The 14,837-nt window shown below is 51.7% G+C and carries 11 protein-coding genes; 9 read left to right on the top strand and 2 right to left on the bottom strand.

Annotation, left to right across the window (positions count from 1 at the left end):
• Window positions 1-10 precede the first annotated feature (10 nt).
• Window positions 11-2,797, bottom strand: a complete 2,787-nt coding sequence (locus SD10_RS22165) for a PQQ-dependent sugar dehydrogenase (protein WP_148562490.1) — start codon at window positions 2,795-2,797, stop codon at window positions 11-13.
• Window positions 2,798-2,882: 85 nt separating this feature from the next.
• Between SD10_RS22165 and SD10_RS22160 the strand changes: the two genes are divergently transcribed.
• Window positions 2,883-3,653 (top strand): NUDIX hydrolase, encoded by a 771-nt coding sequence (locus SD10_RS22160; RefSeq protein ID WP_046576840.1) that lies wholly within the window; start codon window positions 2,883-2,885, stop codon window positions 3,651-3,653.
• A 291-nt stretch (window positions 3,654-3,944) separates the two neighbouring features.
• The gene (locus SD10_RS22155; RefSeq protein ID WP_046576839.1) at window positions 3,945-4,901 is read left to right on the top strand and encodes an ABC transporter substrate-binding protein; all 957 of its coding nucleotides are present in this window, start codon (window positions 3,945-3,947) and stop codon (window positions 4,899-4,901) included.
• 31 nt (window positions 4,902-4,932) lie between these two features.
• Here SD10_RS22155 and moaA read toward each other — a convergent pair whose 3' ends face one another.
• Window positions 4,933-5,913 carry a GTP 3',8-cyclase MoaA gene (gene moaA / locus SD10_RS22150; protein WP_046576837.1) on the bottom strand — a complete coding sequence of 327 codons (981 nt, stop codon included), beginning with the start codon at window positions 5,911-5,913 and terminating at the stop codon, window positions 4,933-4,935.
• Between the two features lie 199 nt (window positions 5,914-6,112).
• On the opposite strand from moaA, the gene SD10_RS22145 reads away from it, so the two are divergent.
• The 7 genes from SD10_RS22145 to SD10_RS22115 all read left to right on the top strand — a co-directional run bounded on the left by SD10_RS22145 (window position 6,113) and on the right by SD10_RS22115 (window position 14,794).
• Window positions 6,113-6,895, top strand: coding sequence for a DUF2490 domain-containing protein (locus SD10_RS22145; protein ID WP_046576834.1), 783 nt, complete (start codon window positions 6,113-6,115; stop codon window positions 6,893-6,895).
• A gap of 84 nt (window positions 6,896-6,979) precedes the next feature.
• Window positions 6,980-7,519 (top strand): hypothetical protein, encoded by a 540-nt coding sequence (locus tag SD10_RS22140; RefSeq protein ID WP_046576833.1) that lies wholly within the window; start codon window positions 6,980-6,982, stop codon window positions 7,517-7,519.
• Window positions 7,520-7,784: 265 nt separating this feature from the next.
• A complete protein-coding gene (locus tag SD10_RS22135; protein ID WP_046576832.1) occupies window positions 7,785-8,900 on the top strand; it encodes a hypothetical protein in 1,116 nt (371 codons plus the stop codon).
• 73 nt (window positions 8,901-8,973) lie between these two features.
• Window positions 8,974-11,193 (top strand): TonB-dependent receptor family protein, encoded by a 2,220-nt coding sequence (locus SD10_RS22130; RefSeq protein WP_046579975.1) that lies wholly within the window; start codon window positions 8,974-8,976, stop codon window positions 11,191-11,193.
• A gap of 30 nt (window positions 11,194-11,223) precedes the next feature.
• Window positions 11,224-12,120: a hypothetical protein gene (locus tag SD10_RS22125; RefSeq protein WP_046576831.1), complete on the top strand. Its 897-nt coding sequence runs from the start codon at window positions 11,224-11,226 to the stop codon at window positions 12,118-12,120.
• Window positions 12,121-12,138: 18 nt separating this feature from the next.
• Window positions 12,139-13,686, top strand: coding sequence for a phosphatase PAP2 family protein (locus SD10_RS22120; RefSeq protein ID WP_046576830.1), 1,548 nt, complete (start codon window positions 12,139-12,141; stop codon window positions 13,684-13,686).
• 190 nt (window positions 13,687-13,876) lie between these two features.
• On the top strand, window positions 13,877-14,794 hold the full coding sequence (locus tag SD10_RS22115; RefSeq protein ID WP_046576828.1) for a hypothetical protein: 918 nt from the start codon (window positions 13,877-13,879) through the stop codon (window positions 14,792-14,794).
• Window positions 14,795-14,837: the final 43 nt, after the last annotated feature.

Genomic DNA, 14,837 nt, shown 5'->3' with positions numbered 1-14,837 from the left:
GTATGTGAATTTAGTTAGAAAATTGAACTGTAGCGGGCACGAACAGAGGTGACTTACCCGCTTTCTCATTCTTAAAGACGAAGTACAAATTGTGCTGACCTGTCGTGGGCGTAATGCTGACCTTGGCCATGCTGGGCTTAAACATATCGGCCGGGTCGTTGCTTGTATTTGGCAAAAGCTCCTCGGTCTGTCCGAGCAGTGGGCCGTTAGGCGAGTCGATTCGTATTTCGATGCGGCCACCTACCGCAATGAGCTGCGCCTTAGGAACCGCTACGGCAAACTCCATCGTCTTGATGCCCGTCAGGTCGAGCTGGTCAAACTGCACGTAGGTATCTGACGCCATTACCACAACCAACGGATAGGGTTGGGTACCCATTTTGAAGAGGGTAATTCCTTTTGACTGGCTGCTGCTTGCGCCCATCGCCACCAGCGGGTTGCGTAACACCAGTACCTGGTCAGCCATTTGTGGCGGTAAACCATTGGCACCCTTGTCCTTGTACGATGCCCGGAAAACCAGACTTCCTTTCTCGTTTTCTTTGGGCATATACGTACCCTGCGGAGACAGCGACGGGCTCGCTACTTTTTTGTCCGATAGCGTTAGTATGTACTTGACAATCTCGTTTGCGTCGGGCATCGCCAGTTGTGGATGCGCTGTCATGATGGCATCTCCCCAGGAACCGCCCCCTCCTTTGATGATTTTGTTCGATAAACTGGCTACGGCATTGGCATCGTTTTTATACCGTTTCGCTACGTCGGTGAAAGCGGGTCCTACCGACTTTTTATCGGTGAAATGACATGCTTTACAGTCACTTTTCTCCATCAGAGTTTGGCCTGTCGATAGATACGTTGCTTCCGAGAATTTATGCCCTGACTCGCTCTTTGTCTGAGCGTTTGCTTCGTCCTGATAGGTGGCCTGCACCAGCACCTGCTTGGGCAGAATCCGGCCGTTGGCCAGGCTGCCGTCTTCTTTATCCGTTACCTTGACCTGATAAGCAATGGCCTGACCAGGAAAATAAAAGCTTTTGTTCCCTTTGGCTACGTCCAGTGTTACCTGGGGTGGCTGGTTGCCCGCCATGATATCGACCTCGCGGGAATCTTTCAGACCTTTCGCATCGGTTACGGTCAGAATCGCTTTGTACTGACCTGGTTTCTGAAACGTAAACGTCGGGTTGGGCTCCGTCAAAACGATTGGCCCATCCCCTTTTGCCCCTCCGGCCTGACTAACGATCTTCCACTGATACGTCAGGGCATCGCCGTCAAAATCTTTCGTGCCGTTGGACGATAAATTGACTTTCAGGGGAACTGCTCCTGCTGTCTGGCTGGCTGCAATCTGTATGTTGGGCTTACGATTACCCCCATTGAATTCAATGCGCACCAGGCGGGAATCATCGTTTTTAAGGAACCAGCCCGTGCCGTATTCGAGGACGTACAGGTCGCCATTTGGGCCGAACGCCATGTCGATAGGGTGACTGAAGGACATATTTGGCAGAAAGCGCTCCATTTTCGTCATAGCGCCTTTGCCATCGAAGCTAACGGCCAGAATCATGTCACGCATCCACTCATACATAAATACTTTCCCGTTGTAATAGTCCGGAAAAAGACGTTTTGCGTTCTTGAAATCGTCTTTGTAGTAGGTTGGTCCAGCCATAGCGCTACGGCCTCCGCTGCCCATGAGTGGGAATTTCTTAGTCTCGCCTGCCGTGTACGAAATTAAAGCCGGTTGGGCCGGAGGGAGGTCACGCAGGCCTGTGTTGTTCGGCGAGTCGTTGACCGGATGAGCCGGGTCAAATTTTGCGCCTGATTTATTCGATGCGAAATCGACATCGTTGTACGCTTTGTTATCGCCCACAAAGTAGGGCCATCCAAAATTTCCGGGCTTTTGAGCCTGATTGTACTCATCCTCTGCCGTTGGGCCAACACCCACCGAATCGACGCCCGCATCGGGTCCGACATCGCCCCAGTACACGTACCCCGTCCGCTTGTCCACCGAAATCCGGTAAGGGTTGCGGTGGCCCATGGTATAAATTTCCGGACGGGTATTTGGGGTCCCTTTGGGAAATAAATTGCCGTCGGGAATGGTGTATGTACCGTCGGCTTCGGGATGAATACGCAGAATTTTTCCCCGCAAATCATTGGTATTCCCTGACGATTTCTGGGCATCCCAGGGGCCGCGTCCGGGTCGTTCGTCGATGGGCGCGTAGAGGGTTGCGCGCGGGCTGGTGTTGTCGCCGGTAGAGAGGTACAGATTACCGTCGCGGTCCCAGTCGATGGAGCCACCCGTATGGCAGCATTGCTCGCGCTGGGTGGCCACGTCCAGTAAAACTTTTTTAGACGAAAGCACCAGTTCATCACCCCGCAGTTCGTAACGGGTCAGGCTATTCTTCGATTCAGCGCCAGCGGGCGAGTAATAGAGATAAACCCAGTGGTTTTTCTCAAAATTAGGGTCAATATTAACGCCTAGCAGGCCGTCTTCTGCTTCGGTTTCATTCCCTTCTTTATCTTTATATTTTGTGCTGACCGGAATTGTGGCAATCGTTTTGATTTGTTTGGTCGCCGGTGAATACAGTCGAACGTCGCCGTGTCGTTCAACGAGTAGCACACGCTCATCGGGAAGAATGGCCATCTCGAGCGGCTCGTTTAGCTTTTCGGCGAGCACTACCTTTGTGAAGCGATTCTCATCGGGTAAGTCGCCTGGATCGACAAGTGGTTTTGCCGAGTAAGACCAAAGGCCTATAGCCCCCAGGCACAAGACTGTCAATGTGCGGTAGGACCTTAATGAATAGGAGCTAGATTGCATAGTTGATGTGTAAAATCAACACAATAATAGTATTATTTTTCATTGTGTTGGTTTTACACACTATAAATAAGTTAAAAATTCCTCTATGGAGTACCAAAATGAAGTGCTGCGGTTCATTGACGAACTGAAAAATTACTTGCCCCATATATCCCTCGACTGTACCATCTTCGGATTTCACGATGGGCAACTGAAGGTATTGCTGTTGCGCTGGAAAGGAACAGAGGACTGGTGCCTGCCGGGCGGCCGGGTGCTTCATGGGGAAAATCTGGATGACGCAGCCCATCGCAACTTACAGGAACGGACCGGTCTGAGCGAAATTTTTCTGCAGCAGTTTTACACCTTTGGCGATGTAGAGCGGTATAAGAATTACTCGTTCCAAGAAACGCTGGCAAAGCTGGGGCTGCCCATTGAACTAGGTAAAGAGATCATTACCCGTGACGTGTCGGTGGGGTACTATGCGCTGGTCGAGTTTGCCGAAGTGACGCCTTCACCTGATTTCTTTACGGAAGAGTGTCGCTGGTGGGATATCGATCAAATTCCGCCCTTGCTGTTCGATCACAACGACATGGTTACGCTGGCACTGAAAACCCTGCGCCGTCAACTCAGCTACCAGCCTGTTGGCTACAATCTGTTGCCGACTAAGTTCACCATGCCCGATTTGCAACAGCTGTACGAAACAATTCTGGGGCAATCACTCGATCGGCGGAATTTTCAGAAACGGATGCTCGGATACGACATTCTGGAACGCCTGGAGGAGCGCAAAACGGGTGGTGCTCATAAGGCTCCGTATTTGTACCGGTTTGATAAAGAGAAGTATGAGAAAGCCTTGAAAGATGAAATTCTGTTTGTCGGGTAAGTAAGCCGGGCAATTCTGTCGATAAAGGTGGTAATTGATCTCAGATTTCGCGGATTTTAAGATTCCTACTAAATTATTCGCTTATTGACCTTTTCTTGCTAATGGCTTCGTATTTAAAAAAACCTTACATCGGTTGTGTGGTTAATTAATGGCAGCCGGTATATAGGTCGTTACCGTTGTTGTTACGTATACTAATGCGTTCGTTATCAGCAAATTAATTTGTTTAGAATGGCCTGCATGGCGACCCTTAATTTTTGATCTGGCCCATAAGAGCCGTAGCATTACCGTAGTATGAATACTCGCATTCGTTTAGCCCTTGATAGGACACCTAATACTAACCATACCGGCTTTTATGTTGCCCTGGCCAAAGGGTTTTACAGTCAGGTAGGGCTCGACGTAGAACTTATATCGCCCGATCAGGATGAGTACCGGACAATGCCCGCCCGGCGGGTATCTAAAGGAGAAGCCGAATTAGCCATCACTCCCTCAGAGAGCGTGGTTAGCTACCAGACAAATGGCGTGCCCCTAATAGCGGTTGCGGCCGTTCTTGCACGGGACATTAGCGCCATCGTTACCCTTAAAGAAAGTGGCATCAGCCGTCCTCGGGAGCTTGATGGTAAAGTTTATGGTTCGTATGGCGCTCGCTATGAGGACGATATGATTCGGCAGCTTATTCAGAATGATGACGGACGCGGGCAGTTTATCTCCCATAAACTCGGGTGGGACGGCATTTGGCGGGCTTTGTTAACCCGCGAAGTTGATGCGGCCTGGTGCTGGTTGACCTGGGAAGGGGTGCAGGCCGATATTCAGGGCGTTGATCTGAACCAGTTTTTGTTTGACGAATACGAAATTCCCTATGGCTATAATCCCGTGCTGACGGCTCACAGCCAGTGGACAGAACAAAATGGCGATGCGTTGCGCCGGTTTCTGGAGGAGACGGCGGCTGGCTATCGGTTTGCGATAAAAAACCCGGATGAATCGGTTCGGCTGTTGATGAAAACGGCCAATCATCCAACACTCACCAAGCGAAATTTTCTGGAGCAAAGCCAGCAACTGGTTTCGGGCTATTACCTGGATGGTGAAGGCCATTGGGGCTTCATGCACCGCAATGTATGGGTGTCTTTCGTCAATTGGATGATCCGCAACCACTTGCTCAGTGATCGAGATGGTGAGTTGATTCAGCGTATGGACGTTGACACGTTGTTCACGAACAAGTTTCTGGATGGTGTTCCCGCTATGATGCGCTAGAGCTTAAGTAAGCATCCATTAACGCTAGCTATTACCCGCCAATGGTAGACATCGACTCCGTAACAGTATCTCGTTGCTGTTCGGCTTCGAAGCCATTGGCCGGGCGGTGCGAAAAGGCTTTCAGGAAGGCAACCGTTAGCTCGTCGTCCGAAGCGCCACCCCGAAGCAAGGCCCGAACATCCAGCACTCCGTTGTCATACAGGCAGGTTTTTAAGGTACCCTGCGCCGTCATACGAATTCGGTTACAGGTGCCGCAGAAAGTCCGGCTGAAAGCCGCAATGACGCCAATAGTGCCCTGATGCCCTGGAACCTGGTAATTGGCTGAAGTAGAAAAGGGTGGGTCTGGTAACTTCTGTAGATCGGGAAAGTGGCTCTGAATTTCTTCGACAATTCGGCGGTGCGTCCAGTGGAGCACCGGGTAATGGCTGCCTTCGCCATTGAAGGGCATTTCCTCAATAAACCGGACGTCAACGGGCATGGTGCGGGTCATGTCCGTCAGCGGAACCAGATCCTGCGTATTCTGTCCGTCCATGACCACCGCATTAATCTTCGTATGAATACCGGCTGCCAGGAGCGCATCGAGGGTTTTCAAAACGGCGGGTAACTCATCGCGCCGGGTTATCTGGCGAAATCGCTCCCGATCGAGTGTGTCCAGGCTTAAATTTACCGACTTAACGCCCAGAGCAGCCAGTGCCCCGACGTGCGGAGCGGTTAAAACACCGTTTGTTGTGAGGGAAATGTCATTCAGGCCGTCAATCTCAGCCAGCCGATGCAGGAAATCCATCAGACCTGCTCGCACGAAAGGTTCTCCACCTGTAATCCGCACTTTTTGAACCCCTAACTGAGCCAGCACCCGTACCAGCCGCTCCATTTCTTCGTAGGTCAGTACCTGATGCTTCGGTAAATACTTAATGCCTTCTTCGGGCATGCAGTAGAAGCACCGTAGATTGCAGCGGTCCGTTACGGCCAGCCGGACGTACGTGATGGGGCGATTGTGGTTGTCGTAAATCATGCGGTAGTCTACTAACACAAATCTACAGCTTTTGATTGCAGCGGGCAATCTCATTTCTGGTGGTACTTGTCGGATAGACAGAAGGATAAAGTAGGTTAACGATGCATTCAGGCGGAAAAAGTCTATAAAGGGCGTGCATTGGCATACTATTTGGTTGACGGTGACCAGAAGCACTTTCTCCCCACCGTTCTATTGATCAATGCGTTACGTTTATCTCTTTTGTTTATTGATATATGGTCCGATAAGCCTGGCACAGGACTGGACATTTTATGGGTTTTTTCCGGCCCTCTCTCAATCCGGGAATCTGAGTAAGAAGTTTCAGTACAACCTATATCTGTCATCGACAATAGACGCGTTTCACCAAACCGTTGAAAATAAGGAGTTTCCGGCCACTGCCCTTCAGTATTACCTACAGCCGAGTCTGCTGTACAGAATCCGGCCAAACATGCAGCTTGGCGTCGGTTATGCCTATGTGAAGCACAACCTGTTTGGGTTGCATGTCAATGAAAACAGGCTTTGGGCGCAAGTTGCTGTTACACACGATGTGTCCAGTCTGGGGCGGTTGAAAGTGTCGCATCGGCTGCGGTATGAAGAACGATACCCGCTCAACATGAAAACCAGCCAATGGTCCTATGCTACCTTGTTTCGGTATCAGCTGGGCGTCAATCTGCCGTTGTATGATCCCAAACGTCAGTCGAAGGGGTTCTACGCATCGGCCTCCAATGAAGCTTTTCTATGCCTGTCGGGCGCAAAAAACAGCCCTATCAGTGCCAGGAATGCTTTTTACGGGGAGAACTGGCTGTATGGAGGGATGGGTTACAACACCGGTCGATTTGGCAAGATTGAATTGGGCTACATGTACCAGTACTTAATCCGAAACCCGCAGCAGGACCATCGCTATTTACACCTGTTGCAGGCTACCTGGATCACTTCGTTTGACTTATCGGAGGTGGGCGTCTGGTTTTTTACCCCTCAAAATTGAGTAAAATTACAGGAAACCCGGTTGGTATGTCTTTTGTTAAAAAATTTTGTATTATTTTTGAGAAAACTTTAACTCACTATAGTTTTGAAAAAAGCGGTTTCCATTGGTCTCTTTGGCCTGTTCCTCTACCACACACTGGCTTATGTGCTGGTGTTTGTCGGTACGTGGTGGCAGGCAGAGCATGACTTATCGGAACGGCTTATGGTATACCGCTCGGTCGATAGCATGGTGGAGTTTCAGATTCCGCTGAAAGACAAACCCGATGCCAATGCCCTTACCCGCACGACCTCCGACGGGTTCAGCTATCATGGCCAGTATTATAGTGTCGTGAGCCTGGAAATTCAGGGGGATATCCTGCATATCACCGGCTTGCAGGCCGAGAGTCATTCGTTCTGGCAGAGTGATCTACTCTCGTTCATGAATGACCACGTTTCCGGCGCGTCGGATTCGCACAAAAAAGCCAGTAAGCTGCTTAAGTTTTTACTAAAAGAGTATTCGCCCAACCCGCGCGACATTTTCAATTTTTGCTCTCCTACCTGGCGTGAAGCGATTCGTATTCCGAATCTGTTATTCGTAACAGCGGCCCGCGCCCTCCCCGTTCATTCGCCCCCTCCCGAAGTCTGAGGTGAATTCCTGATCGTGTTTCTGGCTGCGCTTTCTGGCGTGAGCAGGCTGTAATGATGCGTTTCGATGCCCCTGAGGGCACCAGCGAAACATCGGCCATACCGCTAGCTGACCAGTTCCAGGCGCGATTGCGAGCCTATTTATTCCTGTCAATGAGTTCATGTCCGGCCTCAGCTTGTGCCCTGCACTGGCTGGATGCTGCGTTGTCTCCTGTCGACAGGGATCATACGTCAATTCATTTTCTCTCATTCAGACTTTGTTATCCATGAAATCGATTTATACAATCGTTCTGGCGTTCGCTTATATCGTTCTTTTTAATGCGTCTGCGTTGGCGCAGGGTTGTGTGGCCGTTCGCCACATGAGTTGTGCCGCTCCCGCGGGCTCGGCTGATTACTTCAAACAACGGAATGGTCACTGGCAGGTATCGGCGGGCTACCGGTTCTATCGCTCCTACAAGCATTTTGTTGGCGACGAGGAGCAAAAACAGCGCGTTGAACAAGGCACCAACGTCATCAACGTGTCGCATGCCATCGATCTGGGACTTACCTACCTGGTCAATCAGCGGTTATCATTCTCGGTCAATCTGCCCATTCAATATAACGACCGTTCGTCGCTTTATGAACATTATGGCAACACCATTGCCCAGAATCCTCAACAAAAACGGTTTGATACCCAGTCGCAGGGAATTGGTGATTTGCGCCTTTCGGGTAGCTACTGGCTTGTGAACCCAGTAAAGTTACCAAAAGCCAATTTAGCGGTGGGTCTGGGTGTAAAACTGCCGACGGGCAATTATGGCGTAACTGACGACTTCCACCGACTGACCAAGGAAGGCACAGATTATACGATCAACAAACCTGTTGATCAGTCGATTCAATTGGGCGATGGTGGCGTGGGGGTAAGTGTTGAGCTTCAGGGGTATATGTCGCTTACTAAAACGCTGACCGCCTACGCAAACGGCTTTTATCTGTTCAACCCACGCGAAACCAACAGCACCGTGCGCAACCCGGAAGCCACAACGATTGATCTGGTAACGGGCAATTTCTCCGTAGCCGATCAGTTTGCCGCTCGCCTTGGCTTAAGCCAATCCATCAAAGCGATTCCGGGTCTGGCCGTTATGTTGGGTGGCCGCGTAGAAGGCGTGCCCGCCATTGATGCGTTTGGCGGTAGTAGTGGATTCCGTCGTCCTGGTTATATCGTGTCGGTCGAGCCGGGCCTGTCGTACATGCGTCATAAAACGTCCATCGCGGCCACGGTGCCGGTGGCTGTTTACCGCAACCGCATCACCAGCTATGCCGACCGACTCGATCCGCTGGGCCTGAAACATGGCGATGCGGCCTTCGCCGATTACCTGGTTTCAATTAATGTATCGCGCTGGTTTTAATTCCCTGACGTTGCGGGTGGAACGGAGAGTCATTGAATTGAACAGTCTCTCTGTTCTGCCCGAAAATCTGCTTATGAAAAATAGGGAAAGAATACGGCTTTGGCTGTTTAGTTTAGCCGTCTGTCTGACGGGTAATCTAATAGCTCAGCCGTTCACCCAACGCCTGGCATATGGGCCATTAACGGACTCGTTACCCAGCCGAACACTGAATCAGGTAACGGTAAAAGGGTTTCGCCCAACGGTAGTTGAGTCGTTGCCTGCTGTGCATGGTACTTACCTAATGAGCGGAAAGCGCAACGAAGTCATCCGGTTGGCCGACATTGATGCCAACGTGGCAGATAAAAGCCCCCGTCAGCTGTTTGCGCGCATCCCTGGCGTGTTTGTTTATGACATGGACGGCACCGGGAATCAGATCAATATAGCCACTCGGGGACTCGATCCGCACCGGTCGTGGGAGAATAATATCCGGCAGAATGGCATCATTACCAACTCGGATATGTATGGCTATCCGGCCAGTCACTACTCGCCCCCTATGGAAAGCATTAACCGAATTGAGTTGGTCCGTGGTACAGCCTCACTACAATATGGGGCTCAGTTTGGCGGTATGCTCAATTACGTAACCAAGAGCGCCGATACCACACGCCAGTTTGGCTTCGAGACCGTAAACTCCGTTGGTTCATACGGGTTGCTGAGCACCTACAACGCTGTGGGTGGTCGCGTAGGCAAGTGGACCTATTATGCATACTACTATCGGCGCCACTCGAACGGGTACCGGGAAAATAGCCGCTCCGATGCCAATGCCCAGTTTGGCCGCCTACAGTATCAGGCCACTAAGCGGTTGGGGTTTACGGCCGAACTGGGTCGGTCAACGTACAATTACCAGATTCCGGGACCATTGACGGATGCGATGTTTGCCCAGGACCCGCGCCAGTCGACCCGGAGCCGGAATTATTTTAACCCGGACATCTATATCCCATCGCTGAAAACAGACTGGCAACTGTCGGATCGGACTCGGCTTCTGTGGACGGTATCGGCTGTTTTGGGGGCTCGTAACAGCGTTCAACTGGATGCTTTCGCTACCGTTCCCGATACCATCAGCCGGGCAACGGGCCAATATAAAGCCCGGCAGGTTGATATTGATAACTTCAACAGCTATACCTCCGAATGGCGGTTGCTGCATCAATATAAACTGGGTAACGTTGGCTCAGTCCTGGCGGTGGGTGTACAACTAATGAACAATGACCTGCACCGTCGTCAGCTTGGCGTGGGTACGACCGATACGGATTTTGATCTGTCGCTGACCAGTCCGTTTAGGCGCGATCTGCATTACCGAACCCGAAATGTTGCAGCCTTTGCCGAAAACCAGTTTCACCTGACGGATCGGCTGACGATTTCGCCAGGTATGCGGCTCGAAAGTGGTAAGACAGAGATGCGCGGTACGATTACCTATTACGCACCGGAAAACTTACCGACCGATATCAGTCATCATTTCCTATTGTTGGGCATCAATGGCGAGTACCGCGTCAATGAGTCTGTTAAGGTATATGGCGGCTGGTCACAGGCGTATCGTCCGGTTGTTTTTAAGGACATCATTCCAGCGTCCGTCTACGAGAGAATCGACAAGAACCTGAAAGATGCCTACGGCTACAACGCCGAAATGGGGATTGACGGTCGCTGGCAGACTTTGCATCTGAATGTTACGGTGTTCGACTTGCTCTACCGGAATCGGCTGGGCACGGTCCTGTTAACCAACACCGATGGAACAAATTACATTTTCCGAACCAACATTGGCGACAGTCGGAGCACAGGTGTAGAGGCACTCGTAGAAACCCAGCTTGTGCGAACGGAGCGAATTATGATTAGCGGATTTACATCAACGGCCTATAACAAAGCGCGTTACCTGAAGGGTCAGGTATCAGCTGGCGCTGAAAATCGGTCAGTAGTGGGTAATCAGGTGGAATCAGCTCCGGAATGGACCAGCCGCAACGGACTGACCGCCCGCTACGGAACCACTAGCCTGACATTGCAATACAGTTATGTCAGCCAGACGTTTTCCGATGCACTGAACACACCCGTTGCGTCGGCTAATGGAGCCGTTGGCCCGGTCTCTGCCTATAGCCTCTGGGATTTGAACGGGACCTGGCATAGCAAACGTGGCCTGACGATTCGCGGAAGTGTGAACAACCTCCTGAATCAGCAATATTTTACCAAACGCCCCACATTTTATCCAGGGCCGGGTGTCTGGCCATCGGATGGCCGCAGTGCCGTATTGACGGTTGGCCTCACTATTTAACATCCATCGTATCAGAAACTAAACAAACCTATGAAAACACATCTCAACTACCTGCTCATCGCTTTTCTGCTGGCACCGTTTATCACCAAAGCTCAGATGCCTCAGGATGCTATCTACATGAATAAAAACCAGGTTTGCGTGGCGGGTATGTACACGCACAGTTCATGGGATCATTATTGGGAAAATAGCCTCAAGCGGGAGAACCTGAATATTGGTACGCAAACTACCCAAAGCTTTATGCTGATGCCCGTTATCGGCATCAGCAAGCGCGTCAACGTTATCCTGAGCCTACCGTATGTCTGGACGAGCACGAGCGCAGGTAACCTCATGGGCCAGCATGGCATCCAGGACTTATCGGCCTGGCTAAAAGTAAAAGCTGTAAGCGTCGGTGGATTTTCGCTCAACGCAGTCGTCGGTGGCTCGATTCCGCTGGGCAATTACGTACCGAGTTTTCTACCCATGTCGATTGGGCTGCAATGCCGCACGTTTACGGGTCGATTGCTGGCCAACTACCGGGAACCTAAAACCGGTCTTTATCTGACAGCCCACGGCAGTTACGGCTGGCGGGGTAACACGAAAATCGATCAGGACGCGTATCAGGCCGACGACCGGGTGTATAACACCAACCAGGTACAGGTTCCCAATACGTATGATGCGGCCGTTCGGCTAGGGGTATTGCGGAAGGGCTGGCAAACGGAATTCTGGGCTGAGCGTACGGCCTGTCTCAGTGGTGACAATATTCGCCGGAACGATATGCCTTTTCCAACGAATAACATGCAGGCCACATCGGTGGGCTGGTATGCCAAAGTGCAGCCGCATAGCATCGGAGTTAACGCCCGCGTGGGGTATGTCGTCGACGGCCTGAACGTGGGCCAGAGCACCAGTTACATGGTGGGACTGTTGTATCAAATCAATTTTAAAAAATAGGGAAGTTACCGTAGCCTCATGAAAAAATATAGTCAATTACTCACAATCAGCTGCGTATTGATCGGGTTGTCAGCCGCTGTTATTTCCTGCGACAAAAGCATTTCCGAACCGCAACGAGTTGGCTACACACCGGCCAGCATAGATGATAAAGCAGGTACCTGGAAAACCTACGTGCTCACGGCACCCACCGACGTAACGGTGGCAACGCCTGCATCGGTAACGTCAGCCGCGTATCTGGCCGAAGTGGCAGATCTTAAATCGAAATCAGCCAGTTTGACGCAGGAACAACAGGAGGCCGTCGTGTATTGGGGAACCGGGGCGGTTTACCGCTGGAATGAAATTGCGCGGGAACTGGCAGCCCGCTATAACGTGCCGCCCGCATCGACAGCCGACGGGAAATACCCGGTGCCCGATGCCGCCAATCCACTCGCTGATCCTCGGTTTCCGTTTGCCAATCCGCCGTATACGGCCCGCGCTTTTGCTTATTTAAGTGTCGCCCAATATGATGCGCTGGTGGCTGCCTGGAATTATAAATACACCTTCAAGCGGTCGGCGCCTTCGAAAGTAGATGCCACCATTCGGGTTGCTCTGCCTACCTCTGCACTACCCGCGTACCCGTCCGAAGATGCCGTGGTGGCTGCTGCGTCTTACACGGTATTAAAGGCCATGTTTCCAGGCGAAGTACCGTATCTGGATGCGAAACTGGCCGAACACCGCAACAGCCGCCTATGGGCTGGTATGAATGTCATGAGTGACCTGAATGCCGGTGGCGATTTAGGAAACCAGGTAGCGGCCAAGGTGATGGCCCGTGCTAAAACGGATGGCATGAGCGCGGCCAACAACCAGGCCCTTACGGCGGGTATGATCGCCGATGCCAAAGCACGGGGGCTAAGTGAGGTGTGGGTGAGTCAGGAAACGCCCGCCCGCCCACCGATGCTGCCCAATTATGGGGCTGTACAGAACTGGAATTTCGATGCAGCTACGAAAGTTAAACTTCGCCCTGGCCCACCACCGGCCATTGGTAGCCCGGAGTTCACGGCGGCCCTGGACGAACTCAAAACGATCAATAAAGGACAAACCCGCGAACAAGCCCGCATTGCTAATTACTGGGCTGATGGAGCCGGGAGCTACACGCCCCCCGGTCACTGGATGCGGACCGCAGCCAATGCAGCGAATGATGCGAAATACTCGGAGGTACGCATGGCCCGAACGCTGGCGCTGGTTAGCACCGCGCTGATGGATGCGGGGGTTTGCTGCTGGGATACAAAGTCGTTTTACTATTATCCCCGGCCTCAGCAGTTTGGTATGAAAACATCGGTGGGGCTGCCTAATTTTCCGTCCTATACATCAGGACACTCAACCTTTTCGGCGGCAGCAGCCGTCGTACTGGGCAGCATCTTCCCCGATCAGGCCGACGATTTCTGGGCAAAAGCGCAGGAAGCTTCGGATTCGCGTGTGTACGGCTTGATTCACTACCGGTTCGACTGCTCGGCAGGACTTGCCTGCGGGAAAAATATTGGCGCCTATGCCGTAGCACGAGGCAAAGCCGATGGCTCGGGCTTATAATCGAATAATTACGTTTTTATCATAGGTTAGGTTGATAGTCCCCAGTCATTCTATGGCTGGGGTACTTTTTTTTACTTCGGCAAGAAAATCGAAGAAATCCGGCGTTCGGTTAACCACTAACGAGGAAAACGGTCGTTCATAGGATATGCTCCTCCTGAACGACTACTTTTGTTCAACCTAAAATGGATTTATGCGATTAATAACCGTTACTGCCAGTGTGCTGGTACTGCTGAACCTCGCTTCGAAAACCCAGGCGCAGGGGTTAATAGACGGATTTATGCGTGGCCAACGAAAGGCCAGTCTAGCCCTAATCGGTTCCCAGTCGACCTTCGACACGTATTATGTCAATAAAACCGAAACAAAAAATCCGAACCTTGGCACTGTAACCACCCAGGCCCTCACCCTCGTTGGCACCTATGGGCTCGGCTACGACCTCGACCTGATCGTGGCGGTTCCTTACGTTCGTACACAGGCCAGTGCTGGCTATTCGCCCAAACAGGAAGGCTTTCAGGATGCCTCCGCTACGCTACGCTGGGAAGCCTTCGACTACAAATTTGGCAAGACCAAACTCTCCTGGCTATTCGCCGTAGGGTACTCGGTGCCGGTCGAAAACTATGTAAACGATGCGCTGGTTGCCATTGGCCGGGGGTCACGTAATCTCGATGGGCGCACCATGCTGCATTTTAAGGCGCGGTCGTTTTTTATAACGGGTCAGTACGGTTACATCCGAAATGGGCAGGTAACGCTCGATCATACCGTCAATTATTACGACCCTAGTCAGCTTAACCCAAACAGTGGTTCCGTCGTCAACGTACCCGACGTGACCGAGATCATCGTGCGCGGAGGAATCGTATCGAAGGTGTTTAACATCGATGTTTGGGGGCAGCAGCAAACGCCCCACAACCGGGGTACGGATATCGGTCCTGGTGTTCCCTTTCCGACGAATGCCGTTGGTTTCACCAGGGTAGGGGCAACCGCCTACGTGCGCCTGCTCAAGCAATTTGGGCTACTGGCAGGCTACAGCGCTACACTGGATGGGCGTAATATTGGCAAAACAACACAGGTCAATGGCGGCATTGTTATTGGCCACTGGACCGCTAACAATTAGGCTTCCGCAATTTTTGACTGTTTTCCGGCCTGGGGTGTAGCTC

Source organism: Spirosoma radiotolerans (assembly GCF_000974425.1).
Taxonomy (GTDB): domain Bacteria; phylum Bacteroidota; class Bacteroidia; order Cytophagales; family Spirosomataceae; genus Spirosoma; species Spirosoma radiotolerans.
The sequence above is the reverse complement of the archived record's forward strand: the minus strand, read 5'-3'. Positions and strand labels throughout refer to the sequence as shown.

Bases quoted from the DNA above. Each gene is read 5' to 3' on its own strand.
- SD10_RS22165 (WP_148562490.1), bottom strand. From the start codon at position 2,797: ATGCAATCTAGCTCCTATTCATTAAGGTCCTACCGCACATTGACAGTC.
- SD10_RS22160 (WP_046576840.1), top strand. From the start codon at position 2,883: ATGGAGTACCAAAATGAAGTGCTGCGGTTCATTGACGAACTGAAAAAT.
- SD10_RS22155 (WP_046576839.1), top strand. From the start codon at position 3,945: ATGAATACTCGCATTCGTTTAGCCCTTGATAGGACACCTAATACTAAC.
- moaA (WP_046576837.1), bottom strand. From the start codon at position 5,913: ATGATTTACGACAACCACAATCGCCCCATCACGTACGTCCGGCTGGCC.
- SD10_RS22145 (WP_046576834.1), top strand. From the start codon at position 6,113: ATGCGTTACGTTTATCTCTTTTGTTTATTGATATATGGTCCGATAAGC.
- SD10_RS22135 (WP_046576832.1), top strand. From the start codon at position 7,785: ATGAAATCGATTTATACAATCGTTCTGGCGTTCGCTTATATCGTTCTT.
- SD10_RS22130 (WP_046579975.1), top strand. From the start codon at position 8,974: ATGAAAAATAGGGAAAGAATACGGCTTTGGCTGTTTAGTTTAGCCGTC.
- SD10_RS22125 (WP_046576831.1), top strand. From the start codon at position 11,224: ATGAAAACACATCTCAACTACCTGCTCATCGCTTTTCTGCTGGCACCG.
- SD10_RS22120 (WP_046576830.1), top strand. From the start codon at position 12,139: ATGAAAAAATATAGTCAATTACTCACAATCAGCTGCGTATTGATCGGG.
- SD10_RS22115 (WP_046576828.1), top strand. From the start codon at position 13,877: ATGCGATTAATAACCGTTACTGCCAGTGTGCTGGTACTGCTGAACCTC.